This is a genomic window from uncultured Coprobacter sp. (assembly GCF_947855755.1).
Lineage (GTDB): Bacteria > Bacteroidota > Bacteroidia > Bacteroidales > Coprobacteraceae > Coprobacter.
Map to the genome: position 1 here is coordinate 1 of NZ_CANUAR010000015.1, position 23,291 is coordinate 23,291.

At 38.8% G+C, this 23,291-nt stretch carries 37 protein-coding genes; 3 read left to right on the plus strand and 34 right to left on the minus strand.

The features are described 5' to 3' along the window. Positions 1-163: 163 nt before the first annotated feature. Positions 164-1,048, plus strand: coding sequence for an N-acetylmuramoyl-L-alanine amidase-like domain-containing protein (locus Q0093_RS08925; RefSeq protein WP_297929800.1), 885 nt, complete (start codon positions 164-166; stop codon positions 1,046-1,048). Positions 1,049-1,216: 168 nt separating this feature from the next. Here Q0093_RS08925 and eno read toward each other — a convergent pair whose 3' ends face one another. The 34 genes from eno to rpsL form a co-directional block, all read right to left on the minus strand. Continuing rightward, a complete protein-coding gene (eno, locus tag Q0093_RS08930; RefSeq protein ID WP_297303939.1) occupies positions 1,217-2,500 on the minus strand; it encodes a phosphopyruvate hydratase in 1,284 nt (427 codons plus the stop codon). Positions 2,501-3,076: 576 nt separating this feature from the next. After that, on the minus strand, positions 3,077-3,583 hold the full coding sequence (gene rplQ / locus Q0093_RS08935) for a 50S ribosomal protein L17 (protein ID WP_297929801.1): 507 nt from the start codon (positions 3,581-3,583) through the stop codon (positions 3,077-3,079). A gap of 4 nt (positions 3,584-3,587) precedes the next feature. Further along, positions 3,588-4,580 (minus strand): DNA-directed RNA polymerase subunit alpha, encoded by a 993-nt coding sequence (locus Q0093_RS08940; protein WP_009318526.1) that lies wholly within the window; start codon positions 4,578-4,580, stop codon positions 3,588-3,590. An 11-nt stretch (positions 4,581-4,591) separates the two neighbouring features. Beyond that, positions 4,592-5,197, minus strand: a complete 606-nt coding sequence (gene rpsD, locus Q0093_RS08945; RefSeq protein WP_297929804.1) for a 30S ribosomal protein S4 — start codon at positions 5,195-5,197, stop codon at positions 4,592-4,594. Between the two features lie 119 nt (positions 5,198-5,316). Further along, complete coding sequence (gene rpsK / locus Q0093_RS08950) at positions 5,317-5,706, minus strand: 30S ribosomal protein S11 (protein WP_009318524.1); 390 nt, start codon at positions 5,704-5,706, stop codon at positions 5,317-5,319. Between the two features lie 9 nt (positions 5,707-5,715). Further along, complete coding sequence (gene rpsM, locus Q0093_RS08955) at positions 5,716-6,096, minus strand: 30S ribosomal protein S13 (RefSeq protein WP_022601535.1); 381 nt, start codon at positions 6,094-6,096, stop codon at positions 5,716-5,718. A 33-nt stretch (positions 6,097-6,129) separates the two neighbouring features. Next, on the minus strand, positions 6,130-6,246 hold the full coding sequence (gene ykgO / locus Q0093_RS08960) for a type B 50S ribosomal protein L36 (protein ID WP_009318522.1): 117 nt from the start codon (positions 6,244-6,246) through the stop codon (positions 6,130-6,132). An 11-nt stretch (positions 6,247-6,257) separates the two neighbouring features. After that, positions 6,258-6,476, minus strand: coding sequence for a translation initiation factor IF-1 (gene infA / locus Q0093_RS08965; RefSeq protein ID WP_009318521.1), 219 nt, complete (start codon positions 6,474-6,476; stop codon positions 6,258-6,260). Between the two features lie 8 nt (positions 6,477-6,484). Further along, positions 6,485-7,267: a type I methionyl aminopeptidase gene (gene map, locus Q0093_RS08970; protein ID WP_294178343.1), complete on the minus strand. Its 783-nt coding sequence runs from the start codon at positions 7,265-7,267 to the stop codon at positions 6,485-6,487. 23 nt (positions 7,268-7,290) lie between these two features. Then, the gene (secY, locus tag Q0093_RS08975; protein ID WP_009318519.1) at positions 7,291-8,622 is read right to left on the minus strand and encodes a preprotein translocase subunit SecY; all 1,332 of its coding nucleotides are present in this window, start codon (positions 8,620-8,622) and stop codon (positions 7,291-7,293) included. A gap of 4 nt (positions 8,623-8,626) precedes the next feature. Then, positions 8,627-9,073 carry a 50S ribosomal protein L15 gene (rplO, locus tag Q0093_RS08980; RefSeq protein ID WP_294178342.1) on the minus strand — a complete coding sequence of 149 codons (447 nt, stop codon included), beginning with the start codon at positions 9,071-9,073 and terminating at the stop codon, positions 8,627-8,629. Between the two features lie 27 nt (positions 9,074-9,100). After that, the gene (rpmD, locus tag Q0093_RS08985) at positions 9,101-9,274 is read right to left on the minus strand and encodes a 50S ribosomal protein L30 (RefSeq protein WP_294178341.1); all 174 of its coding nucleotides are present in this window, start codon (positions 9,272-9,274) and stop codon (positions 9,101-9,103) included. 15 nt (positions 9,275-9,289) lie between these two features. Continuing rightward, on the minus strand, positions 9,290-9,808 hold the full coding sequence (rpsE, locus tag Q0093_RS08990) for a 30S ribosomal protein S5 (protein ID WP_294178340.1): 519 nt from the start codon (positions 9,806-9,808) through the stop codon (positions 9,290-9,292). 5 nt (positions 9,809-9,813) lie between these two features. Further along, positions 9,814-10,155: a 50S ribosomal protein L18 gene (gene rplR, locus Q0093_RS08995; protein WP_297929808.1), complete on the minus strand. Its 342-nt coding sequence runs from the start codon at positions 10,153-10,155 to the stop codon at positions 9,814-9,816. 21 nt (positions 10,156-10,176) lie between these two features. Continuing rightward, positions 10,177-10,731, minus strand: a complete 555-nt coding sequence (rplF, locus tag Q0093_RS09000) for a 50S ribosomal protein L6 (protein WP_294178338.1) — start codon at positions 10,729-10,731, stop codon at positions 10,177-10,179. Between the two features lie 15 nt (positions 10,732-10,746). Continuing rightward, positions 10,747-11,142 (minus strand): 30S ribosomal protein S8, encoded by a 396-nt coding sequence (gene rpsH / locus Q0093_RS09005; RefSeq protein ID WP_009318513.1) that lies wholly within the window; start codon positions 11,140-11,142, stop codon positions 10,747-10,749. 59 nt (positions 11,143-11,201) lie between these two features. Beyond that, positions 11,202-11,471, minus strand: coding sequence for a 30S ribosomal protein S14 (gene rpsN, locus Q0093_RS09010; RefSeq protein ID WP_176905702.1), 270 nt, complete (start codon positions 11,469-11,471; stop codon positions 11,202-11,204). Between the two features lie 3 nt (positions 11,472-11,474). Next, positions 11,475-12,032 carry a 50S ribosomal protein L5 gene (rplE, locus tag Q0093_RS09015; RefSeq protein WP_270213974.1) on the minus strand — a complete coding sequence of 186 codons (558 nt, stop codon included), beginning with the start codon at positions 12,030-12,032 and terminating at the stop codon, positions 11,475-11,477. Next, the gene (gene rplX / locus Q0093_RS09020; RefSeq protein ID WP_009318510.1) at positions 12,032-12,352 is read right to left on the minus strand and encodes a 50S ribosomal protein L24; all 321 of its coding nucleotides are present in this window, start codon (positions 12,350-12,352) and stop codon (positions 12,032-12,034) included. The genes rplE and rplX overlap by 1 nt, the downstream gene beginning before the upstream one ends. A 20-nt stretch (positions 12,353-12,372) precedes the next feature. Then, on the minus strand, positions 12,373-12,738 hold the full coding sequence (rplN, locus tag Q0093_RS09025; RefSeq protein WP_294178337.1) for a 50S ribosomal protein L14: 366 nt from the start codon (positions 12,736-12,738) through the stop codon (positions 12,373-12,375). 2 nt (positions 12,739-12,740) lie between these two features. Beyond that, a complete protein-coding gene (gene rpsQ, locus Q0093_RS09030) occupies positions 12,741-12,998 on the minus strand; it encodes a 30S ribosomal protein S17 (RefSeq protein WP_009318508.1) in 258 nt (85 codons plus the stop codon). Positions 12,999-13,011: 13 nt separating this feature from the next. Then, positions 13,012-13,209, minus strand: a complete 198-nt coding sequence (gene rpmC, locus Q0093_RS09035; protein WP_009318507.1) for a 50S ribosomal protein L29 — start codon at positions 13,207-13,209, stop codon at positions 13,012-13,014. 7 nt (positions 13,210-13,216) lie between these two features. Further along, a complete protein-coding gene (gene rplP / locus Q0093_RS09040) occupies positions 13,217-13,648 on the minus strand; it encodes a 50S ribosomal protein L16 (protein ID WP_009318506.1) in 432 nt (143 codons plus the stop codon). Positions 13,649-13,668: 20 nt separating this feature from the next. After that, positions 13,669-14,400 carry a 30S ribosomal protein S3 gene (rpsC, locus tag Q0093_RS09045; protein WP_009318505.1) on the minus strand — a complete coding sequence of 244 codons (732 nt, stop codon included), beginning with the start codon at positions 14,398-14,400 and terminating at the stop codon, positions 13,669-13,671. Positions 14,401-14,405: 5 nt separating this feature from the next. Then, on the minus strand, positions 14,406-14,816 hold the full coding sequence (rplV, locus tag Q0093_RS09050; RefSeq protein WP_270213976.1) for a 50S ribosomal protein L22: 411 nt from the start codon (positions 14,814-14,816) through the stop codon (positions 14,406-14,408). A gap of 48 nt (positions 14,817-14,864) precedes the next feature. Continuing rightward, positions 14,865-15,134, minus strand: a complete 270-nt coding sequence (rpsS, locus tag Q0093_RS09055; protein WP_009318503.1) for a 30S ribosomal protein S19 — start codon at positions 15,132-15,134, stop codon at positions 14,865-14,867. A 19-nt stretch (positions 15,135-15,153) separates the two neighbouring features. Beyond that, the gene (gene rplB, locus Q0093_RS09060; RefSeq protein WP_009318502.1) at positions 15,154-15,978 is read right to left on the minus strand and encodes a 50S ribosomal protein L2; all 825 of its coding nucleotides are present in this window, start codon (positions 15,976-15,978) and stop codon (positions 15,154-15,156) included. A gap of 7 nt (positions 15,979-15,985) precedes the next feature. Continuing rightward, positions 15,986-16,276 (minus strand): 50S ribosomal protein L23, encoded by a 291-nt coding sequence (gene rplW / locus Q0093_RS09065; RefSeq protein ID WP_294178323.1) that lies wholly within the window; start codon positions 16,274-16,276, stop codon positions 15,986-15,988. Positions 16,277-16,294: 18 nt separating this feature from the next. After that, a complete protein-coding gene (gene rplD, locus Q0093_RS09070) occupies positions 16,295-16,915 on the minus strand; it encodes a 50S ribosomal protein L4 (protein ID WP_009318500.1) in 621 nt (206 codons plus the stop codon). Further along, positions 16,915-17,532, minus strand: a complete 618-nt coding sequence (rplC, locus tag Q0093_RS09075) for a 50S ribosomal protein L3 (RefSeq protein WP_294178319.1) — start codon at positions 17,530-17,532, stop codon at positions 16,915-16,917. Before rplC ends, rplD begins: the two co-directional genes overlap by 1 nt. Positions 17,533-17,550: 18 nt before the next feature. Further along, on the minus strand, positions 17,551-17,856 hold the full coding sequence (rpsJ, locus tag Q0093_RS09080; RefSeq protein WP_021929244.1) for a 30S ribosomal protein S10: 306 nt from the start codon (positions 17,854-17,856) through the stop codon (positions 17,551-17,553). A gap of 85 nt (positions 17,857-17,941) precedes the next feature. Continuing rightward, positions 17,942-20,065 carry an elongation factor G gene (gene fusA / locus Q0093_RS09085; RefSeq protein WP_297929814.1) on the minus strand — a complete coding sequence of 708 codons (2,124 nt, stop codon included), beginning with the start codon at positions 20,063-20,065 and terminating at the stop codon, positions 17,942-17,944. Between the two features lie 25 nt (positions 20,066-20,090). Beyond that, on the minus strand, positions 20,091-20,567 hold the full coding sequence (rpsG, locus tag Q0093_RS09090; protein WP_009318496.1) for a 30S ribosomal protein S7: 477 nt from the start codon (positions 20,565-20,567) through the stop codon (positions 20,091-20,093). 155 nt (positions 20,568-20,722) lie between these two features. Further along, entirely contained in the window at positions 20,723-21,124 is a 402-nt protein-coding gene (rpsL, locus tag Q0093_RS09095) for a 30S ribosomal protein S12 (protein WP_009318495.1), read from the minus strand. 472 nt (positions 21,125-21,596) lie between these two features. Here rpsL and Q0093_RS09100 point away from each other — a divergent pair, with 472 nt between their 5' ends. Both Q0093_RS09100 and Q0093_RS09105 read left to right on the plus strand, forming a co-directional pair. Beyond that, a complete protein-coding gene (locus Q0093_RS09100) occupies positions 21,597-22,667 on the plus strand; it encodes an HpaII family restriction endonuclease (protein WP_297929816.1) in 1,071 nt (356 codons plus the stop codon). A 3-nt stretch (positions 22,668-22,670) separates the two neighbouring features. Next, entirely contained in the window at positions 22,671-23,267 is a 597-nt protein-coding gene (locus tag Q0093_RS09105) for a ribonuclease HII (RefSeq protein WP_294178306.1), read from the plus strand. Positions 23,268-23,291: the final 24 nt, after the last annotated feature.

The window sequence follows — 23,291 nt, forward strand, 5'->3', positions numbered from 1 at the left end:
CTGTAAACTAGTCAATTATAGAACAAATAAATGTCTATGGAAAATAGAAAGATTTCTTTTTTAGAATTACCGATTATAACGAATCAAATGAAAATGAATAAATAATCCGAATATCATATAACAAGAAAAAAGTATATTTGTAAAAATGAAATAACACCCGATTATGAAAAAATTTCTCTTATATATATTCCTTACAATATATTCCATTTCTCACCTACAAGCTCAAAAAACAGACATTTTTTACACTCCTAACGATAGTGTACTAGTCGAAAACCTCTTAAGACGATTTACAAAGCAATATTCATCCTCTATCGAAAAACAAGTTCTACAAATCGGAAATCTTTTTGTAGAGACTCCTTATGTAGGGAAAACATTAGAAAAGGAAGGAAAGGAACAGCTTATTGTAAACTTGAGGGAAATGGATTGTACAACATTTGTAGAAACCGTAACAGCATTGGTTCTGTCTATACAAAATAGTACATACTCTTTCAGAGACTATTGTTCCAATCTTCAAAAAATTCGCTACCGAAATAGTATTATTAACGGATATCCATCCAGATTGCATTACTTTAGCGATTGGATACAAAACAATATACAAAAAGGCATCATTGAGGAAGTAACTCCCAAAGAAGGAAGTTTAATACAAAAACAGTCAATAAATTTTATGTCTTCCCATGCCGATAAATATACTCCACTAACAGAAAACGTGCTTTACTTGGAAGAAATTAAAAATATTGAAAAGCAATTAAGTAATATACTCATACGATATATTCCTAAAGACAGTTTAAATTCACACAATATCAGCCAAATACATAACGGAGATATCATTGCTATTACGACATCGATAAAAGGATTAGACATCTCTCACGTAGGATTTGCTTATTGGATAAAAGACAAGCTTCACCTCTTACATGCTTCCCTAAACAAAAAACGAGTAATTATTGAAAGCATTCCTCTAAATAAGCAACTACAACAATATAAATCTCAATCCGGAATAAGAGTTTTACGCATCATAAAAAAAGGCGGTGTGTCAAAACTCAATTATTGAAGATATGAGCTTATAATTTGAAATTTGAGTATCCTAAAAGATAAAAAGGAGTCGCATCAAACTCTGTATTGAGTAATGATACGACCCTTTTAAGTGTTATAGTTACAATCTGTAACTTTTCGGAGTGGTCATTTCAGTTTTGACACAGTGCCATTAATCACATATCGCTTAAGCCTTTATTCGCTTATATCCATAAACAGCACAACTTCCCAATTCTTCTTCTATACGAAGTAATTGATTATATTTTGCCATACGGTCAGAACGACTTAACGAGCCGGTTTTGATCTGTCCGGCATTCATTGCCACAGCGATATCTGCAATTGTCGCATCTTCAGTTTCTCCCGAACGATGTGAAATTACCGCAGTGTAACCATTACGTTGAGCCATCTCTACCGCTCTTAATGTTTCAGTCAATGTTCCAATCTGATTCACTTTTACCAAAATAGAATTAGCGCAGCCTAAACGGATACCTTTCTCCAGATACGCTACATTAGTTACAAAAAGATCATCACCCACCAATTGACAACCTCCACCGATCACGTCCGTCAAAATACGCCATCCGTCCCAATCTTCTTCAGCCATTCCGTCTTCAATAGAATCAATTGGATATTTAGCAACCAAATCCTGCAAATAATCGGCTTGTTGTTGAGAAGTCCGTTTTGCACCATTAGCACCCTCAAATTTCGTATAATCATAAATTCCATCATGATAAAACTCAGAAGAGGCGCAATCTAATGCTATTGTAACGTCTTTACCGGGTTGATAACCCGCTTTTGTTATTGCCTGCAAAATACTTTCTATAGCATCTTCCGTACCATTCAAGGCAGGAGCAAAACCGCCTTCATCTCCGACAGCCGTACTCAAACCCCTATCATGCAATACTTTCTTAAGTGAATGAAAGACTTCTGCTCCCATTCTCAAACCCTCTCTAAAACTATTAGCTCCGACAGGACGAATCATAAACTCTTGAAAAGCGATCGGGGCATCAGAATGTGAACCACCATTAATAATATTCATCATAGGAACAGGCAACACATAGCTGTTTACTCCACCTATATACCTGTACAAAGGCAAATCCAAATAAGCTGCTCCAGCCTTAGCAACTGCCAAAGATACCCCCAAAATCGCATTAGCCCCTAATTTCGATTTAGTTTCCGTACCATCCAGTTCTATTAATTTCTGGTCAATGTCTATTTGATTTAATGCACTCATACCAACAAGAATAGGAGCAATTTTTTTATTGACATTTTCAACAGCCTTCAATACGCCTTTACCCATATATCTTTTATTATCTGCATCACGAAGTTCTAACGCCTCATGGATACCTGTTGATGCTCCAGAAGGAACTGCTGCACGTCCCATTACTCCCGACTCGAGCAACACATCTACTTCCACTGTAGGATTTCCACGAGAATCAAGGATCTCACGACCTGTAATCTTAATAATTTTCATATACTTAATTGTTTTGAGGTTATATAATTACACCATGCAATTAAACAATTTTTTTTCATAATATGTTTTTGAAAAACATAAAAAAAAGGAATGCTTCAAGAAATTAATATCATCTACCACATTATCCCGTATTAACTCACTCTACACATAATACAGGCCATTCTTAAAAACCTGTTTAAATTTTGCACAAACATTTATCGAAAGTTGTTTTCGAGAGCATTTTTCTGTCTCGATAAGAAGTGCAACGGGCTACATGACCTGTAAAAACAAGGAAATATCCCCCAAAAGGATCAAAAATCTAAGTATAACTTTCTAATAGAAAATTTATACAGGATCTAAATGTTACAAATCATAATTGCAGTATTATATAATAATGTATTCTTAGAAACATTCCTTAACCCAACACAATAAATATCCCAATACCTAAATCTGGGTTATTTCATCTTTCATTGCAAAAATCTGAAGCATATATGCCATTATAAAGCACACTGAAAAATTATTCAAAAAAATAACTATAAAAAAAAGCTCTGTACAGAAAATGCACAGAGCTTTACAATATAGAATATAAAATTTCTATTATTCAGCAGCTGGAGTTTCAGATGCAGCAGCTTCTGCTGCAGGTGCTTCAGCAGGCGTCTCGGTAGCTGCAGGAGCAGCAGCGGCACTTTTCTTAGAGCGACGAGTACGTGTTGTTTTCTTTGCTGCTTTTTCTTTCAACATATTTTCGTTGTAATCAACGAGCTCAATAAAACACATTTTAGCATTATCACCAATACGATTACCGGTTTTCAAAATACGAGTATATCCACCCGGACGATCGGCAATCTTTGTTGAAATTTCTTTAAACAACTCGGTAACAGCTTCTTTATTTTGAAGATAACTGAATACAACACGTCTTGAAGCAGTTGTATCGTCTTTTGCTCTATTGATAAGGGGTTCGACGTACATTCTCAAAGCTTTTGCCTTAGCCAAAGTAGTGAAAATTCTCTTATGACTAATCAAAGAACAGGCCATGTTAGACAATAACGCGTCTCTATGAGATTTTGTACGACCTAAATGATTAAATTTTTTATTATGTCTCATCGTTTTACTCTTTATCTAATTTATACTTCGAAATGTCCATTCCGAACGAAAGGTTCAGATTAGCCAGCAATTCATCCAACTCGGTAAGAGATTTCTTCCCGAAATTTCTGAATTTCAATAAATCGGTTTTATTGAATACTACCAACTCCCCTAAAGTTTCAACATCAGCGGATTTAAGACAATTCAATGCACGAACCGATAAATCCATATCTACGAGTTTGGTCTTCAATAACTGACGCATGTGCAGAACTTCTTCATCAAACTCTTCATTACCATCAACATCGGTAGTCTCTAACGTGATCTTCTCATCAGAGAATAACATGAAATGATAGATAAGGATTTTAGCGGCTTCTTTCAAAGCATCTTTCGGATGGATCGATCCATCGGTCGTAATTTCTAATACCAGTTTCTCGTAGTCCGTCTTTTGTTCTACGCGGAAGTTCTCTATTGTATATTTTACATTCCGGATCGGAGTAAAAATAGAATCGATAGGAATTACATTAACTTCATCATTCGGATTACGATTTTCTTCAGCAGGGACATAACCACGCCCTTTGTTAATTGTAATATCTATCTGGAAACTCGCGTTTGAATCCATGTGACAAATTACCAAATCAGGATTGAGAACTTCAAACCCAGTAAGGTATTTACCAATGTCTCCAGCTTTGAACACTTCCGAACCCGAAACAGTAATCGTTACTTTTTCATTCTCGATTTCTTCTACTATCTGTTTAAATCTCACCTTCTTCAGGTTAAGGATGATATTGGTTACATCCTCGATTACACCAGGAACTGTTGAAAACTCATGTTCAACACCATCGATACGGATCGATGTTATTGCAAAGCCTTCAAGTGAAGAAAGGAGAATACGGCGTAGGGCGTTACCGACTGTAACACCATAACCGGGCTCCAACGGACGAAATTCAAACTTGCCGAAGAATGCGTCCGCCTCCAACATTAATACTTTATCGGGTTTTTGAAATGCTAATATCGCCATGGAATCAATTATTATTTAGAATACAATTCTACGATCAACTGTTCTTTGATGTTTTCAGGAATATCTGCTCTCTCTGGTAAATGCAAGAATTTACCGCTCTTTGAAGCTTCATCCCACTCTATCCAAGGATATTTGCTGTGATTAAATCCTGATAATGCATCAGCAATTATTTCCAAAGACTTTGCTTTTTCACGAACACCAACGATTTGACCCGGTTTTACCGAGAAAGAAGGAATATTTACGACTTTACCATCGACAATAATGTGTTTGTGAGACACCAACTGACGAGCAGCAGCTCTCGTAGGAGCCATACCCAAACGGTACACTACATTGTCCAATCTTGCTTCGAGCAATTGTAACAACACTTCACCTTTAATACCTTTGGTACGAGAAGCTTTTTCAAATAAATTACGGAATTGTTTTTCCAATACTCCATAAGTATACTTAGCTTTTTGCTTCTCACGAAGCTGAATACCATATTCAGAAGTTTTTCTTCTCTTATTTGCACCATGCTGTCCGGGAGGATAATTCTTTTTAGACAATACTTTGTCTGGTCCAAAAATAGCCTCACCAAATTTACGGGCAATTCTTGTTTTAGGTCCGGTATATCTTGCCATTTCTAAATCTTTTAAAATTTAATAATTTAACGAACCCGGATTGGTGCAGCCGCGATTGCAGAGAGGAGAAAAATGCAATCTATTCACCATTCGAGATTCAAATTCAATTAAAAAAGAGATTAAACTCTTCTTCTTTTAGGAGGACGACATCCATTATGCGGAAGCGGAGTAACATCAATAATTTCAGTCACTTCGATACCTGCTCCGTGAATAGTACGGATAGCAGATTCACGGCCGTTACCCGGCCCTTTCACATAAGCTTTTACTTTTCTCAATCCGAGGTCAAAAGCGACTTTTGCACAATCCTGAGCGGCCATTTGAGCGGCATAAGGAGTGTTTTTCTTTGATCCTCTGAATCCCATCTTACCGGCAGACGACCAAGAAATAACTTGACCTTCTCCATTGGCAAGCGATACAATAATGTTGTTGAACGAAGAATGAATATGTGCTTGACCGACTGCATCGACCTTTACATTTCTTTTCTTTGCTGCGACTGTCTTTTTTGCCATACTTACTTATTATTTAGTAGCTTTTTTCTTGTTAGCAACTGTTTTCTTTCTACCCTTACGTGTACGGGCATTATTTTTTGTACTTTGACCTCTCACAGGCAAGCCGTTACGATGACGAATACCACGATAGCATCCGATATCCATAAGACGCTTAATGTTCAATTGTACTTCAGAACGAAGATCTCCTTCAACTTTGTACTCAGCTCCGATAATTTCACGAACCTTAGCCGACTGTTCATCAGTCCAATCTTTAACTTTGATATCTTTATCAATACCGGCTTTTGACAAAATGGTATTTGACGCGCTACGACCTATCCCATAAATATAGGTCAACGCGATTTCGCCTCTTTTATTTTGCGGCAAGTCTACTCCAACTATTCTTATAGCCATATAATAGAAAAATTATTTTGCAAAAATAATAAATTATCCTTGACGTTGTTTATACTTAGGATTTTTCTTGTTAATAATATACAAGCGGCCATTTCTTCTTACGATCTTGCAATCTGGCGTACGCTTTTTCAATGATGCTCTTACTTTCATATCTATTTGTATTATTTATATCTAAAAGCAATTCTTCCTTTTGACAAATCATAGGGCGACATTTCTACTCTTACCTTATCTCCGGGAAGGATTTTTATATAATGCATTCTCATTTTCCCTGAGATGTGAGCCGTAATTTCATGTCCGTTTTCCAGTTCTACTCTGAACATTGCATTCGACAATGCCTCTACAATTACTCCATCTTGTTCTATTGCTGCCTGTTTTGCCATATATTAATTTAAATTGATTTTTCGCCTAAAACTTCTTCGATATATTTAAAAGACGACAGAATATCTGCTTTCCCTTCCCGAACAGCAACCGTATGCTCGAAATGAGCCGAAGGTTTTCTGTCACGTGTACGAGTAGTCCATCCATCTCTTTCGATAACAATATTGCGCGATCCAAGATTTATCATCGGCTCAATAGCAATAACCATACCGTTCTTTAACAGAGGACCACATCCTCGACGACCATAATTAGGAACTTCAGGATCTTCATGCAGACGCTTTCCGACACCATGCCCACAAAGCTCTCTGACAACCGAATACCCCTTCTTCTCACAATATGTCTGCACAGCATTACTTATATCTCCGACTCGTTTACCTTCGACAGCTTGCTCTATTCCTAAATAAAGAGACTCTTTAGTCGTTTTTAATAAACGTCTCACATCATAAGCGACCTCCCCCACACAGAAAGTATAAGCAGAATCTCCGTTAAATCCGTTTTTAACCGTTCCACAATCTATAGAAACGATATCCCCGTCTTTAAGTTCATAATTCGACGGAATGCCGTGAACAATCTGTTCATTAACAGAAACACATAACGTATTCGGGAAACCACCGTACCCCAAAAAACCGGGAACAGCACCATGATCACGAATAAATTCTTCTGCAATCTTATCGAGTTTCAGCGTTGTAATCCCCGGAGCAATCCATTTAGCCAATTCACCCAATGTCATTCCTACCAAGAGATTACTTTCACGCAACAACTCTATTTCTTCGTCTGTTTTAAGATAAATCATTTTTAGTCTTAAACTCCTAATCTTTAATATGCGGCAATCGAGCCCGAACGACCTTTAATCTTACCCGATTTCAAAAGTCCATCATAATGACGCATCATTAAATGACTTTCAATTTGTTGCAAAGTATCGAGAACGACACCAACAAGGATAAGCAAAGAAGTACCCCCAAAGAATTGAGAGAATTCAGCACTGATTCCGATAATCTGAGCAAAAGCCGGCATAATAGCAACAATTGCTAAAAAGATAGAACCTGGTAATGTAATACGAGACATAATAGAGTCTAAGTATTCTGCGGTTCTTTTTCCCGGTTTAACTCCCGGAATAAATCCGTTATTACGCTTCATATCTTCTGCCATCTGATTCGGCTGCACCGTGATAGCAGTATAGAAATATGTAAACACTATAATTAAAAACGCAAACACGAAATTATACCAAAATCCTGTGTTCGTCATGAAAGAACGCATGAATGCACTAGTCGCATTCGAAGTAGAAAATCCTACCAAAGTTATAGGTATAAACATGATAGCCTGTGCAAAAATAATAGGCATAACACCTGCAGTATTAACTTTCAAAGGAATGTACTGTCTTGCACCCCCATATTGTTTATTTCCCACCACACGTTTTGCATACTGTACAGGAACTTTACGAGTACCTTGTACTAACAGGATAGATGCTGAAATCACGAATAAAAGGAAAACGATTTCGGCCAAGAACATCACCAGACCTCCTGAAGTTGTAGCTGTACGCATGATAAATTCTTGCGTAAGAGCTTGTGGAAGGCGTGCTATAATTCCGACCAAAATGATAAATGAAATACCATTACCGATACCTTTATCTGTAATACGTTCACCCAGCCACATTATAAACATACTGCCAGCGGCAAGAATGATTGTAGAAGAAACTATAAAGAAAAAGTCCGCAGGAAAAGCACCGGCCATTTGTACCCGAAGATTAACCAAATAAGACGGCCCTTGTATCAAAAGGATAGCTACTGTCAAATAACGAGTGTACTGGTTCAACTTACGACGTCCACTTTCTCCTTCTCTCTGAAGTTTCTGGAAATGGGGTAAAGCCATACCCAATAACTGTATTACAATAGACGCCGAGATATAAGGCATAATACCTAAGGCAAATATAGAAGCATTAGAAAATGCTCCTCCGGAAAACATATCCAACAATGCCATAAGGCCACCTCTTGTCTGGGCTTGTAACTGCGTTAAGAACTGCGGATCGATACCCGGCAATACCACATAAGTACCCGCACGGTATACCATAACCAATAAAATGGTAGTGAGAATCCGATTCCTCAGATCCTCAATCTTCCATATGTTTTTTATAGTTTCTATTGCTCTCATGAGATTAGAGTTTAACTACGGTTCCACCTACGGCAACAATAGCAGCTTCAGCTGACTTAGAGAAAGCGTGAGCTTCGACCTCTAATTTTGCAGAAATTGCTCCTTTACCAAGAATTTTAACCAATTGATTTTCTGAAATAAAACCGGCTTCAACCAAAGCTTCGATTCCGATTTTCTCCAACTTTTTAGCCTCAGCCAAAGCTTGAAGAGTCTCAAGATTGATAGCTTTATATTCTACACGGTTAATGTTCTTAAAACCAAATTTGGGGACACGACGTTGTAATGGCATTTGTCCACCCTCAAAACCGATTTTCTTTTTATATCCCGATCTTGATTTGGCACCTTTATGACCTCTTGTAGAAGTTCCACCTAAACCAGAACCCGGTCCACGACCAATTCTTTTTCTTGTTTTTGTAGAACCTTCTGCAGGTTTTAAATTACTCAAGTTCATATTGCTAATTTTTTATCAATCTATGAATTATTCTACTACAACCAAATGTTTCACTTTTGCTACCATTCCCAATATTTGGGGAGTCGCAGTATGTTCAACAACATGATTGAGTTTTTTCAATCCCAGTGCATCAAGTGTTCTTTTCTGAACAGCAGGACATTTAATTCTACTTTTTACTTGTTTAATTTTGATAGTTTCCATTATCCAACCTCCAAATTAACCTTTAAACACTTTTTCTAATGATACACCTCTATTTTGAGCTACAGTACAAGCATCTCTTAATTCACTCAAAGCAGCCATAGTAGCTTTTACCAAGTTATGAGGATTTGAAGAGCCTTTTGATTTAGCAAGCACGTCGGTAATACCAACACTCTCAAGTACGGCACGCATAGCACCACCGGCTTTCACTCCAGTACCATGAGATGCAGGTTTCAAATATACTAATGCACCACTGAACTTGGCTAACTGTTCATGAGGAATAGTTCCCTTACGAACAGGAACTTGAATTAAGTTCTTCTTTGCAGCTTCTACCCCTTTAGCAATAGCAGCAGTTACTTCACTGGCCTTTCCTAGCCCCCAACCAACGATACCGTCTTCATTACCTACTACAACAATAGCAGAGAAACTGAAGGTACGTCCACCTTTTGTAACCTTTGTCACACGGTTGATAGCAACCAATCTGTCTTTCAACTCTAAGTCGTTAGTTGACTTTACTCTATTATTTTTTCCTGTCATGTTCATTAAAATTTAAGTCCACCGTTACGTGCAGCATCTGCTAACTCTTTAACTCGTCCATGATACAGGTAACCGTTACGATCAAATACGACTGAAGTAACACCTGCTTCTTGTGCTTTCTTAGCGATCAGCTGACCAACTTGCGCAGCCAATTCTTTCTTGGCTCCACCTTCAAGACCTCTTGAAGAAGCCGAAACTATTGTCTTACCAGCCAAGTCATCGATAAGTTGCACATATATTTGTTTATTACTTCTAAAGACTGTCATACGAGGACATTCAGCTGTACCTGAAATTTTACCACGTATGCGGGTTTTAATTTTTATTCTTCTTTCTATCTTCGTTGTCATGATAATACCAATTTACGTGAATTATTTAGCACCAGCCGATTTACCCGATTTTCTACGAATTACCTCACCAACGAATTTAATACCTTTACCCTTATAAGGTTCAGGCTTGCGGAAAGAACGGATCTTAGAACATACTTGTCCGATCAGCTGTTTATCGCAAGATTCGAGAATGATCAACGGGTTTTTATTTCTCTCAGACTTAGTCTCAATTTTGATCTCTTTCGGTAATTTCAAATAAATATTATGAGAGTAACCTAATGACAGGTCAAGAACCTGACCATTATTGGCAGCACGGTAACCCACACCTACCAATTCCAACTCTTTTTTGTATCCTTCCGATACACCCACTACCATATTGTGGATCAAAGCACGATACAATCCGTGTAAAGCTCGGTGTTCTTTATCATCGCTAGGTCTGCTGACAACGACATTTCCGTCGACTGTTGTTACAGTAATACCACCGGTAATAACTTGTGACAATTCTCCTTTCGGGCCCTTAACATTAACTTGATCTCCGTTAACAGTAACTGTTACACCTGAAGGTATATTTATGGGCAATTTTCCTATTCTTGACATAATAAACCTCCTTCTTTAATAGATATAACACATTACTTCACCACCAATCATCAACTCTCTGGCTTCTTTATCTGTCATTACACCTTTAGAGGTAGAAAGAATTGCTATACCCAAACCGTTCAATACGCGGGGCATATCTTTATAACCTGTGTACTGACGCAAACCGGGAGTAGAAACTCGAACGAGCTTCTTGATTGCGTTTACTTTATTTACCGGGTCATATTTCAAAGCTATCTTAATCGAACCTTGAGGACCATCTTCTACAAACTTATAATTAAGAATGTAACCTTTATCAAAAAGGATTTTCGTGATTTCTTTTTTCAAGTTTGAGGCAGGAACTTCAACAACTCTGTGCTGAGCCTTAATCGCATTTCTCAATCTTGTAAGATAATCTGCTATTGGATCTGTCATAAAAATGATTGTTTAAATTGATCCGGACATCCGGACAATATTTAACACTAAAAAAATAATTACCAGCTTGCTTTCTTAACTCCCGGAATTAAACCTGCCGATGCCATTTCACGGAACTGAATACGAGAAATTCCAAACTGACGGATATATCCTTTCGGACGCCCTGTCAATTTGCAACGATTATGTAAACGTACGCGAGAAGCATTTTTAGGCAGTAACTGAAGCGCTTCATAGTTGCCCTCAGCCTTAAGCTGAGCCTTCTTTGCAGCATATTTGGCAACCAGTTTAGCTCTCTTCACTTCACGGGCCTTCATTGATTCTTTTGCCATATATTAGTTCTTTTTTGCGTTTTTAAAAGGTAAGCCAAATTCTTTCAACAAAGCATAACCTTCTTCATCTGTTTGAGCAGAAGTTACAAAGGTAATATTCATTCCCAAAATTTTGCTAATACTATCGATATTTATTTCAGGGAAAATGATTTGTTCCTGAATTCCGAGTGTATAATTACCTCTTCCATCGAGTTTCCCTTCAATACCTTTAAAGTCACGAATACGAGGTAAAGCCACACGAACGAGACGTTCCAAGAATTCGTACATCTTCTCACGGCGCAAAGTAACCATCACTCCGATAGGCATTTTTTTACGCAATTTAAAATTCGAGATATCTTTGCGAGAAAGAGTAGCCACAGCCTTCTGTCCCGTAATTGCAGTCAATTCGGCAATTGCAGTTTCAATGATTTTCTTATCAGCGACAGCCTGTCCCAAACCTTGGTTAATCACGATTTTTTTCAAAACCGGAACCTGCATAACAGAACTGTAATTGAAATCCTTCATCAAAATGGGGACGATTCTTTCTTTATAATCGTTTTTAAGATTTGCTGTATTGCTCATTACTTAATCTCCTCTCCTGATTTTTTAGAATAACGCACTAAAACACCCGCTTCGTTTACCCGACGACCGATACGAGTCGCTTTATTGCTCTTCGGATCAAGTAAGTTCAAATTTGAAATATGAATGGGGGCTTCCATTTTCACTATACCTCCCTGAGGATTCTTGGCATTAGGCTTGGTATGCTTCGACACCATATTGATACCTTCTACGACAGCACGGTTTTCTTTCACAAGAACGCGCAATACCCGACCGGTTTTACCCTTGTCTTCACCGGCATTAACGTACACTGTATCGCCTTTTTTAATGTGTAATTTACTCATTAATTCTCTTTTTTATACTATTAAAGTACTTCAGGTGCTAACGAAACGATTTTCATATTGGTTGCACGCAATTCTCTCGCCACCGGTCCGAAAATACGGCTACCTCTGATTTCACCAGCCCCATTCAACAATACACACGCGTTATCGTCGAAACGAATATAAGAACCATCTTGACGACGGATCTCCTTCTTAGTACGCACGATAACTGCTTTAGATACGGCACCTTTCTTAATGTCACTCGAAGGAACTACGCTTTTAATAGCAACAACGATAATATCACCTACTGATGCATACCGTCTTCCTGTTCCTCCCAATACACGGATACAAAGTGCTTCTTTAGCGCCGCTGTTATCTGCGACTGTAAGTCTTGACTCTTGTTGTATCATAATTACTTAGCTCTTTCGATTATTTCAACTAATCTCCATCTTTTCATTTTGCTCAAAGGGCGAGTTTCCATCAACTTCACAGTATCACCAATGTTGCACTCGTTCTTTTCGTCATGAGCATGGTATTTTTTCGTTTTATTCACGAATTTACCATAAATAGGGTGTTTTTCTTTCCATTTAACGGCAACAGTAATGGTTTTATCCATTTTGTTACTGGTAACCACCCCGACTCTTTCTTTTCTTAAGTTTCTTGTTTCCATCAGGCTCAATTGGTTATTGTTTGTTAAGTTCTCTCTGGCGCAACTCACCTTTCATGCGCGCAATCATCCTGCGAGTAAGTTTTATTTGTGCAGGATTATCCAAAGGAGAAATACTGTGATTAATCTCCATACGGTTCAAAGCCACAGCTTCCGCTTCGATTCTTTCTACCAATTCCTTGGTACTTAATTCTCTAATTTCTGCAATTTTCATAACTTAATTACGCATTTTGATTAGCATCGTAGTCACGACGAACAATAAACTTCGTAGTCACAGGAAGCTTTTGTGCTGCCAAACGCAATGCTTCTTTAGCAACATCAAAAGGTACTCCTTCAACTTCGATAAGGATTCTTCCTGGGGTTACAGGAGCCACGAAACCTTCGGGCGAACCTTTACCTTTACCCATACGCACCTCAGCCGGTTTCTTGGTAATAGGTTTATCTGGGAATATCCTGATCCAGATTTGACCTTGACGTTGCATATAACGGGTAACAGCAATACGTGCAGCTTCTATCTGACGACCGGTTATCCATTTTGATTGCAAACATTTTATACCAAAGGAACCGAAGGCCAACTGATTACCTCGCTGAGCGTAACCTTTCATACGCCCTTTCTGTTGTCTTCTGAATTTTGTCTTCTTCGGTTGTAACATCTTCTGTTAATTCAATTCGTTTAACGATTACTTTTTTGTTTTTTGAAGCCTTTTTTAGCCCCCATGCCACCGCCATTATTACCACGAGTCTCTTTCGAGCTGGTAAATGAAGGAGCGAGATCTTTCTTACCGTAAATTTCGCCACGGCAAATCCAAACCTTGACACCGATCAGCCCCACTTTAGTGAGAGCTTCTACCAAAGCATAATCGATATCGGCACGCAATGTATGCAAAGGAGTACGTCCTTCTTTATACATCTCGGAACGCGCCATTTCTGCTCCGTTCAAACGGCCGGAAACTTGAACTTTGATACCTTCTGCACCCATACGCATAGTAGAGGCAATAGCCATTTTAACGGCACGACGGTAAGCGATCTTGCCTTCTATCTGGCGAGCGATGTTACTAGCAACGATCGTTGCGTCCAATTCAGGTCTCTTTACTTCATAGATATTGATCTGAACATCTTTATCGGTAATTTTTTTCAGCTCTTCTTTCAGTTTATCAACTTCCTGGCCGCCTTTACCGATAATAATACCCGGACGTGCTGTGCACACGGTTATAGTGATCAATTTCAATGTACGCTCTATCACAATACGTGATACACTTGCTTTTGCAAGACGGGCATTCAAATATTTACGGATTTTGCTGTCTTCCAACAACGTATCTCCATAATTTTTGCCGCCATACCAGTTAGAATCCCATCCACGGATGATTCCTAAACGGTTACTTATCGGATTTACTTTCTGTCCCATCCTGCTTAAATTTGGTTATCGTTTTTACTCATTGTGTCAACAAACAAAGTTACGTGGTTCGAACGCTTACGAATTCTGTATCCTCTACCTTGAGGAGCAGGACGAAGTCTTTTCAGCATTGCAGCAGAATCCACGTAGATTTCTGAAATGTAAAGCTCTCCGCTTTCAGCTTTGCGTTCATTCTTCTGTTCCCAGTTAGCAATAGCAGAACGCAATAATTTTTCCAGTCTTGCAGAAGCTTCTTTAGAAGAAAATTTCAGTACTCCTAAAGCCTTAAATGCTTCCATACCTCTAACCATATCTGCTACCAAACGCATTTTACGGGGCGAAGTAGGTACATTGTTCAATTTGGCAAAGTACTTTGTTTTCAGGGCTTCTTTTCTTTTATCGGCTGATATTTTTTTTCTTGCACCCATTTTTTAATTCTGTTTTTTATTTGAAATTCTCAAATTCCCGACTGACCCTTATTTCTTTTTGTTACCACCATGACCACGGAAATTACGAGTAGGTGCAAACTCACCCAACTTGTGTCCTACCATGTTTTCAGTAACATACACGGGAATAAATTTATTACCATTGTGAACTGCGAAAGTATGTCCTACAAAATCCGGAGAAATCATAGAAGCTCTCGACCAAGTCTTGATAACAGACTTTTTGCCGGATTCTTCCATAGCCGAAACTTTCTTTTCCAGTTTCACACTGATATATGGGCCTTTTTTCAACGAACGACTCATAGTTGCTTAATTAATCAGATTACTTTTTCCTTCTTTCAATAATATACTTTGAAGAGTGCTTCTTCGGAGCTCTCGTCTTCAGGCCCTTTGCATATAAGCCTTTACGTGATCTCGGATGTCCTCCTGATGAACGACCTTCACCACCACCCATCGGGTGATCGACAGGGTTCATAGAAACACCTCGGTTACGAGGACGACGACCCAACCAGCGAGAACGACCGGCTTTACCTGATCTTTCCAATGCATGGTCTGAGTTACCTACACTACCAATCGTAGCCTTACATGTAGAGAGGATCTTTCTCGTCTCTCCAGAAGGTAATTTGATAATTGCATACTTTCCTTCTCGCGAAGTCAACTGAGCGAAAACGCCGGCCGAACGAACCAATGCAGCTCCTTGACCCGGACGAAGTTCGATGTTGTGAATTACAGTACCGATAGGAATATTTTGCAAAGGCAAAGCATTTCCTACTTCGGGTGCTGCAGTATCACCTGACATAACCGTCGCGCCTACTTCAAGACCATTAGGTGCAATAATGTAGCGTTTTTCACCGTCAACATAATAAAGCAATGCAATACGAGACGAACGATTCGGATCGTATTCAATACTTTTTACAGTTGCCGGTACACCGTCTTTATTTCTCTTGAAATCGATAATCCTGTACTTCCGTTTGTGTCCGCCACCGATATAACGCATCGTAAGATGACCTTCGTTGTTACGTCCACCCGATTTTCTGAAACCAACTACAAGAGACTTTTCTGGCGCACTAGCAGTGATTTTATCAAATGCACCAATAATTTTGTGTCTCTGCCCCGGTGTTGTGGGCTTTAATTTACGTACTGCCATTTTTTAATTAAATATTGCTATAAAAATCAATCGATTCACCTTCTTTCAATGTAACCAAGGCCTTTTTGTATGATGCAGTTTTACCTACGATCAAACCAGCTTTTGTGTAACGGCTTTTTTTCTTGCCTTTGTGGTTCATTGTATTTACATCCACAACTGTTACATTATACATTTCCTCAACAGCTTTTTTAATTTGCTGTTTATTGGCATCCGGACAAACTGCAAAGCCATAGCGATTCAACTTATCAGCCATAGCAGTCATCTTTTCTGTAACAATCGGTTTAATAATAATTGCCATTATTTCGCCTCCTTTACATTAAAAATTATTAATAGCAGCAACTGAACTTTCGGTCAAAACAAGACTTGCACAATCAAGCACTTTGTAAGTATTTAGTTCAGAAACTGTTACAACTTTTGCCTTCACGACATTACGAGCTGACAAATATACGTTTTTATTTTGGTCTGCTAAAACTAAAAGCAACTTTTTATCAGCAAGTTGCAAGTTTTTAGCAACGCTAACAAATTCTTTTGTTTTAGGAGCTTCAAAAGAGAAGTCTTCTACTACGACAATAGCATTGTCTTGAGCTTTCAACGACAAAGCCGACTTACGAGCCAAAGCCTTCACTTTTTTATTCAATTTGAAGCTATAATCTCTCGGTTTCGGACCGAAAACACGGGCACCGCCTACCATTACCGGAGAATTGATATCTCCAGAACGAGCACCACCAGTACCTTTTTGTTTTTTCAATTTACGGGTACTTCCCGAGATTTCACTTCTCTCTTTAGATTTATGAGTTCCCTGACGTTTATTAGCCATGAACTGCTTCACATCCAGGTATATGGCATGTTCGTTAACGTCAATGCCGAAGACAGCATCGTTCAACGTAACCTTCTTTCCTGTATCCTCACCTTTTATGTTATATACGCTCAGTTCCATTACTTTTCTATTATTACGATTGAACCTTTACATCCCGGTACAGAACCCTTGATCATCAAAAGATTATGTTCTGGTATCACCTTTAACACTTGCAGGTTTTGTACAGTTACTCTCTCATTACCTGTTTGACCGGCCATACGTGTTCCCTTAAACACACGAGCAGGATAAGAACATGCACCAATAGAACCCGGAGCACGCAAACGATTATGCTGACCATGTGTTGTTTGACCAACACCTCCAAAACCATGACGTTTTACAACACCTTGGTAACCTTTTCCTTTCGAAGTTCCGACTACATCGACAAAATCATCTTCTGCGAACAAATCGACAGAAACAACGTCTCCCAATTTGTATTCTGTTTCAAAACCTTTGAACTCGGCCAAGTGTCTCTTGGGGGTTACTCCGGCCTTTTTGAAGTGTCCCATTTCTGGTTTATTGGTATGTTTTTCTTTCTTATCTTCAAAACCTACCTGAACAGCTTCATAACCGTCAACTTCAACAGTCTTAATTTGAGTAACTACACAAGGACCCACTTCGATAACAGTGCATGGAACATTTTTTCCATCGGCACTGAAAACGGATGTCATTCCGATTTTTTTTCCTAATAATCCTGGCATTTCTCTTTAATTAAAAAATTACACTTTAATTTCTACTTCTACACCACTCGGCAATTCCAATTTCATCAATGCATCTACAGTCTTTGCAGTAGAACTGTAAATATCAATCAACCTTTTGTAAGAGGACAATTCAAATTGCTCTCTCGACTTTTTATTGACAAAAGTCGAACGGTTTACAGTGAAAATACGTTTGTGTGTAGGCAATGGTATAGGACCGCTTACAACGGCACCGCTTGCCTTCACAGTCTTTACGATCTTCTCAGCCGATTTATCGACCAAGTTATGATCATAAGATTTCAATTTAATTCTAATTTTTTGACTCATTCGTGTTTTATTGATTTGAAAAATTAAAAAACATGTCAAATAGCAGGTTAAGAGTCATTCGCTAACCTGCTATTTTATCCTTATCTTATAATAGATCTACCCGTCCTTGAGCTTCAGTCAATACTTGTTTTGCAATTGCAGTGCTGACTTCTGCATAATGAGAGAACGTCATAGTAGATGTTGCACGTCCCGAAGTAATCGTACGCAAAGATGTTACATATCCGAACATTTCTGCCAAAGGAGCTTTTGCCTTTACTATACGAGCACCTGAACGGCTTGATTCCATTCCCTCTACCTGACCACGACGCTTGTTCAAGTCAGAGATCACATCACCCATGCTTTCTTCCGGAGTCACGACTTCGATCTTCATAATCGGTTCGAGCAATACCGGTTTTGCTTTTTCACACGCTTTTTTAAACGCTTGAATAGCACAAACCTCAAACGACAACTGGTCAGAATCCACAGGGTGGAAAGATCCGTCGATTACAGTAACTTTCAACTGATCCAGCGGATATCCGGCCAACACACCGTTTCTCATTGCCGTAGTAAAACCTTTTTGAATAGACGGGATGAATTCTTTTGGGATATTACCGCCTTTCACTTCATCGACGAACTGCAAACCTCCTTCAAAATCAGGATCTGCAGGTTCAACACGAACGATAATATCAGCAAATTTACCACGTCCCCCCGTTTGCTTTTTATAAACTTCACGAAGCTCAACCGGTTGAGTAATAGCTTCTTTATAAGATACCTGAGGACGGCCTTGATTACATTCGACTTTGAACTCACGTTTCAGACGATCAATGATAATATCAAGATGAAGTTCACCCATACCGCTAATAACCGTCTGACCTGTTTCCTCATCGGACTTGACAGTAAAGGTTGGATCCTCTTCTGCCAATTTCTGCAAACCGAGACTAAGTTTATCCATATCCTTTTGAGTCTTAGGCTCAACAGCAATACCGATAACCGGATCGGGGAAGTCCATAGACTCAAGAACAATCGGAGCATCTTCAGCACATAAAGTATCACCGGTACGGATATCTTTAAAGCCAACACCGGCACCGATATCACCACAACCGATAACATCCTTAGGATTTTGTTTATTAGAATGCATCTGGAACAAACGAGATACACGTTCTTTTTTACCCGAACGAGTATTCAACACATACGATCCGGCCGGAATCTCTCCGGAATAAACACGGAAGAAGCAAAGACGTCCCACATACGGATCAACAGCTATTTTGAACGCCAAAGCAGACATCGGCTCTTCCGAAGACGGTTTTCTTTCAATTTCTTTATCAGGATCATTAGGATCATGACCAATGATAGCCGGCGTATCTACAGGACTCGGCAAATAAGCACAAACGGCATTCAACAAAGTCTGAACCCCTTTATTCTTGAAAGAAGACCCACAAAGCATCGGGACGATTTGCATTGCCAAAGTACCTTTACGGATAGCAGCACGTATTTCGTCTTCCGTAATCGTAGCAGGATCATCAAAGAATTTTTCCATCAATGCATCATCACATTCCGCAGCCTTCTCAAGCATCTTTTCACGCCATTCTTCAGCCTCTTCTTTTAAACTTGCCGGAATTTCTTCAATGCTGAAATCTGCACCCATCGTTTCATCATGCCAATAAATGGCCTTCATAGTGATCAGGTCGATCAATCCCTTGAATGTTTCTTCCGCTCCAATAGGAATAACAATCGGGCAAGGATTTGCACCGAGCACATCTTTCAATTGACGCACTACTTCAAAGAAGTTTGCTCCCGAACGGTCCATTTTATTCACATAACCGATACGGGGAACATTATACTTATCAGCCTGGCGCCATACTGTTTCAGACTGAGGTTCAACACCACCTACAGCACAAAATGCAGCAACAGCTCCATCCAATATACGAAGCGAACGCTCTACCTCTGCGGTAAAATCCACGTGCCCCGGAGTATCGATCAGATTTATCTTAAATTTATCTCCAGCATAATTCCACCAGGTGGTAGTTGCAGCAGAAGTAATCGTAATACCACGTTCCTGCTCTTGCTCCATCCAGTCCATTGTCGCTGCCCCGTCATGCACCTCTCCGATTTTGTGAGTCAATCCGGTATAGAAAAGAATACGTTCAGAAGTCGTAGTCTTTCCGGCATCGATATGTGCCATAATACCAATATTTCTGGTATATTTCAATAATTCATCAGCTTTTGCCATCGTTGTATTCCTTGTTTATTTTCAATTAAAATCTAAAGTGAGCGAATGCACGGTTAGCTTCGGCCATTTTGTGCATATCTTCTTTCCGCTTGAAAGCTCCACCCTGTTCATTATAAGCGTCAACAATCTCCGCAGCCAACTTGTCTGCCATCGTTTTACCGCCTCTTTTACGGGCATACTGTATTAAATTTTTCATTGAAATAGATTCTTTACGATCGGGGCGGATTTCCGTAGGAACTTGAAATGTAGCACCACCCACACGGCGAGATTTCACCTCTACTTGAGGAGTAATATTTTCCAATGCTTTTTTCCAAATTTCAAGAGCCGATTTTTCGTCATCAGACAACTTCGTCTTTACATTTTCCAAAGCAGTATAGAAAATCGTATAGGCAACATTTTTCTTGCCATCATACATTAAATGGTTAACAAACTTCGTAACCTTAACATCACTGAAGACCGGATCAGGAAGAACGACCCGTTTCTTTGGTTTTGCTTTTCTCATTTTTTACAAAAATTGTTGTTCTTGTTTTTGGTTGCTTATCACATCTTCAACAAAGCCCGCCGGCTTTATTTACTCAACCTAATCAGCCTATCCAATAAACTCAAACTAGCGTTTTACACTAATTTTAATTTCTCTTCTTTGTCTCTTTGACAAAATTACTTTTTACCTTTTGCGGCAGGAGCACCTGGTTTCGGTCTCTTAGCACCGTATTTTGAACGGCGTTGCGTACGACCACCAACACCTGCAGTATCTAAAGTACCGCGAACAATGTGATAACGTACACCCGGAAGGTCTTTCACACGACCACCCCGTACCAATACGATAGAGTGCTCTTGTAAATTATGTCCTTCTCCCGGAATATAAGAGTTCACCTCTTTACCATTTGTCAAACGCACCCTCGCTACTTTACGCATTGCAGAGTTAGGTTTCTTGGGAGTCGTAGTATAAACCCTGACGCAAACTCCTCGTCTTTGAGGACATGAATCCAATGCAGGAGATTTACTTTTGTCTTCCAAAACAACCCGTCCTTTTCTTACTAATTGCTGAATTGTAGGCATTTCTTAGAACTTTTTTTAATCTTTAAATTTATAAATCGCAATTTTTTATTTCTACGTAAAAGACGCCAAACAGCCATTACACCCTGTCTACCAAATAGTTACATAAGTGTATCGGCCTATTTTACCATCAAAAACGATGCAAAGATAATTACTAAATCATTAGAAACCAAATAAAAAGAAAATAAAATACTCGCAACTTCACACTCTTTCTGATAAACACATCAAAAACTCGAAAATAAAAATAACGAGAAAAAATCTGTACATTATAAAGAAAAGAGGATAATCCCATACAGAATCATCCTCAATCTTCCAACTTTAAATCAAACTAAATAACAACACAACAAATTACATAAAATCAACCAAACCTCATCGAATCAATTTTTCGATCGGCAAACTTCTATTTTTTTCTCACGAAGTACAAGATAAACAAAATATCTCGTACTTTTGTTCATGAACACTCAACTTTATTTTTATGCAGCTTATAGGAAACCAAACAGAATGGGTTAAAGCGTATGCTTTACTACATATAATCAGTGAAGGAAATATTTATTTTTACAAAGATAATTTTCAAAACGAATACTCTTTCTATCCGGTTTCAAAACTTATAAGAAACGATGAATGCGGAAAAATAACATATCAACTGACACCGACAGAAGTCTTAGTCAGACGGGGTGAAGAGACTCAAAAGATACCTCGTACAAAATGTAAAAATGCCGCTGCAGAAATTCTTTCAACTTTACAGGCACCAAAAGAAAGCGACTATTCCGTTTCAAACTGTGACCCCATTCTCGAAACCCTCCATTATACATGGTTTCAGAGCACAGCAGATGACAAAAGTGACTTCTCTATTATTTATTTTGATCCGGAGAAAGAGATCCCTCAACGCCAAGAAATTACTATTTGCATAAAATCAAAATGGAACATATTACCGGCTAACCGGGCAAACAATCTGAAATACGACATTCTGAATGTCAAATTCTCTAATCCTGAAAGCAACCGCATCAACAGGATTGACGGAGATCAGGGAGTACAACAACGACTTGCAGAGATTTATAGACTGGGAGGAAAATTAAAATATACAACAACTGAAAATAAATTCTTTTTAGAAAATTTATGCATGATAGACCTGCATTTCCCAAAATTACTTGCAGAAATAACGCGAATATTCTATACAACCGGACTATCTACTATTCCTGAAATAATAACCGAAATAAAAAATGCCAATCCTTATAAAATAAAAGAGGAATTAATTCTCAAAAACAATTTTTACGAATATAAAGTACAACAATTCTTATATGCCTTAGCCACAGGCTTACGATCGACAAAACGCTATCGAGGATACGGACATACTCGGACATTTGCCATAATCGACACACGCGGAGAAATCGGACTACTCGATTCAACAAAACGAACTGAATTTGACAAATATCTTTATCAAAACGCAAAACTATCTATCGGAGATAGCAAAACACATAAATTCGGATTTGTCGAGAAAGAAAACGGACAATGGTTTATCAAACTCAATATCGAAATAATAATATAAACTATGTTATTACAATATAAAAATAAGAATGTTATCGAAGCCGGATGCGATGAAGCCGGTCGCGGTTGCTTAGCCGGTGCGGTATATGCTGCTGCAGTCATTTTACCATCCGATTTCATTTGCGAAGCACTGAATGACTCAAAAAAACTAACGGAAAAACAACGATATGAACTTCGTCCTCTAATAGAAAAAGAAGCTATCGCTTGGGCTGTAGGCTACGTATCACCGGAAGAAATAGACAAAATAAACATCCTGAACGCATCCTTCCTTGCAATGCACCGTGCCATCAAAAAATTAACGGTACGCCCCGAATATCTTTTAATCGATGGCAATCGGTTCAAACCATACCCCGATATTCCGCATAGCTGCGAAATAAAAGGAGACGGACGTTTTCTCTCGATCGCAGCTGCATCCGTGTTGGCAAAAACATATCGAGACGATTATATGAATGTCCTTCATGAACAATATCCACAATATAACTGGGACAAAAACAAAGGTTATCCTACCAAAGCTCATCGAACTGCAATCCGGGAATTCGGAACTACACCTTATCACCGAATGACCTTCCAGCTTCTCGAACGACAGCTCGAACTGTTCTGAACCCGAGCAAAACTTAGACAGGTT

Bases quoted from the DNA above. Each gene is read 5' to 3' on its own strand.
- Q0093_RS09105 (WP_294178306.1), top strand. From the start codon at position 22,671: ATGTTATTACAATATAAAAATAAGAATGTTATCGAAGCCGGATGCGAT.
- rpsG (WP_009318496.1), bottom strand. From the start codon at position 20,567: ATGAGAAAAGCAAAACCAAAGAAACGGGTCGTTCTTCCTGATCCGGTC.
- rplC (WP_294178319.1), bottom strand. From the start codon at position 17,532: ATGCCAGGATTATTAGGAAAAAAAATCGGAATGACATCCGTTTTCAGT.
- Q0093_RS09100 (WP_297929816.1), top strand. From the start codon at position 21,597: ATGCAGCTTATAGGAAACCAAACAGAATGGGTTAAAGCGTATGCTTTA.
- rpmD (WP_294178341.1), bottom strand. From the start codon at position 9,274: ATGGAAACTATCAAAATTAAACAAGTAAAAAGTAGAATTAAATGTCCT.
- rplB (WP_009318502.1), bottom strand. From the start codon at position 15,978: ATGGCAGTACGTAAATTAAAGCCCACAACACCGGGGCAGAGACACAAA.
- rpsK (WP_009318524.1), bottom strand. From the start codon at position 5,706: ATGGCAAAAAAGACAGTCGCAGCAAAGAAAAGAAATGTAAAGGTCGAT.
- rplW (WP_294178323.1), bottom strand. From the start codon at position 16,276: ATGGCAATTATTATTAAACCGATTGTTACAGAAAAGATGACTGCTATG.
- rpsL (WP_009318495.1), bottom strand. From the start codon at position 21,124: ATGCCTACAATTCAGCAATTAGTAAGAAAAGGACGGGTTGTTTTGGAA.
- rpsE (WP_294178340.1), bottom strand. From the start codon at position 9,808: ATGACAGGAAAAAATAATAGAGTAAAGTCAACTAACGACTTAGAGTTG.
- rplX (WP_009318510.1), bottom strand. From the start codon at position 12,352: ATGAGTAAATTACACATTAAAAAAGGCGATACAGTGTACGTTAATGCC.
- rplO (WP_294178342.1), bottom strand. From the start codon at position 9,073: ATGAACTTGAGTAATTTAAAACCTGCAGAAGGTTCTACAAAAACAAGA.
- rpsS (WP_009318503.1), bottom strand. From the start codon at position 15,134: ATGAGTCGTTCGTTGAAAAAAGGCCCATATATCAGTGTGAAACTGGAA.
- rpsQ (WP_009318508.1), bottom strand. From the start codon at position 12,998: ATGGAAACAAGAAACTTAAGAAAAGAAAGAGTCGGGGTGGTTACCAGT.
- eno (WP_297303939.1), bottom strand. From the start codon at position 2,500: ATGAAAATTATTAAGATTACAGGTCGTGAGATCCTTGATTCTCGTGGA.
- infA (WP_009318521.1), bottom strand. From the start codon at position 6,476: ATGGCAAAACAGGCAGCAATAGAACAAGATGGAGTAATTGTAGAGGCA.
- ykgO (WP_009318522.1), bottom strand. From the start codon at position 6,246: ATGAAAGTAAGAGCATCATTGAAAAAGCGTACGCCAGATTGCAAGATC.
- rplD (WP_009318500.1), bottom strand. From the start codon at position 16,915: ATGGAACTGAGCGTATATAACATAAAAGGTGAGGATACAGGAAAGAAG.
- rpmC (WP_009318507.1), bottom strand. From the start codon at position 13,209: ATGAAAATTGCAGAAATTAGAGAATTAAGTACCAAGGAATTGGTAGAA.
- Q0093_RS08940 (WP_009318526.1), bottom strand. From the start codon at position 4,580: ATGGCGATATTAGCATTTCAAAAACCCGATAAAGTATTAATGTTGGAG.
- rplV (WP_270213976.1), bottom strand. From the start codon at position 14,816: ATGGGTGCAAGAAAAAAAATATCAGCCGATAAAAGAAAAGAAGCCCTG.
- secY (WP_009318519.1), bottom strand. From the start codon at position 8,622: ATGAGAGCAATAGAAACTATAAAAAACATATGGAAGATTGAGGATCTG.
- fusA (WP_297929814.1), bottom strand. From the start codon at position 20,065: ATGGCAAAAGCTGATGAATTATTGAAATATACCAGAAATATTGGTATT.
- rpsH (WP_009318513.1), bottom strand. From the start codon at position 11,142: ATGACAGATCCAATAGCAGATTATCTTACAAGATTGAGAAATGCGATT.
- rpsJ (WP_021929244.1), bottom strand. From the start codon at position 17,856: ATGAGTCAAAAAATTAGAATTAAATTGAAATCTTATGATCATAACTTG.
- rpsD (WP_297929804.1), bottom strand. From the start codon at position 5,197: ATGGCAAGATATACCGGACCTAAAACAAGAATTGCCCGTAAATTTGGT.
- rplN (WP_294178337.1), bottom strand. From the start codon at position 12,738: ATGATACAACAAGAGTCAAGACTTACAGTCGCAGATAACAGCGGCGCT.
- rplE (WP_270213974.1), bottom strand. From the start codon at position 12,032: ATGAGCAATACAGCAAATCTTAAAAACGATTATAAAGAAAGAATCGTC.
- rplQ (WP_297929801.1), bottom strand. From the start codon at position 3,583: ATGAGACATAATAAAAAATTTAATCATTTAGGTCGTACAAAATCTCAT.
- rplF (WP_294178338.1), bottom strand. From the start codon at position 10,731: ATGTCAAGAATAGGAAAATTGCCCATAAATATACCTTCAGGTGTAACA.
- rpsN (WP_176905702.1), bottom strand. From the start codon at position 11,471: ATGGCAAAAGAATCAATGAAGGCCCGTGAAGTGAAGAGAGCTAAACTG.
- rpsM (WP_022601535.1), bottom strand. From the start codon at position 6,096: ATGGCTATAAGAATAGTTGGAGTAGACTTGCCGCAAAATAAAAGAGGC.
- rplR (WP_297929808.1), bottom strand. From the start codon at position 10,155: ATGACAACGAAGATAGAAAGAAGAATAAAAATTAAAACCCGCATACGT.
- rplP (WP_009318506.1), bottom strand. From the start codon at position 13,648: ATGTTACAACCGAAGAAGACAAAATTCAGAAGACAACAGAAAGGGCGT.
- map (WP_294178343.1), bottom strand. From the start codon at position 7,267: ATGATTTATCTTAAAACAGACGAAGAAATAGAGTTGTTGCGTGAAAGT.
- Q0093_RS08925 (WP_297929800.1), top strand. From the start codon at position 164: ATGAAAAAATTTCTCTTATATATATTCCTTACAATATATTCCATTTCT.
- rpsC (WP_009318505.1), bottom strand. From the start codon at position 14,400: ATGGGACAGAAAGTAAATCCGATAAGTAACCGTTTAGGAATCATCCGT.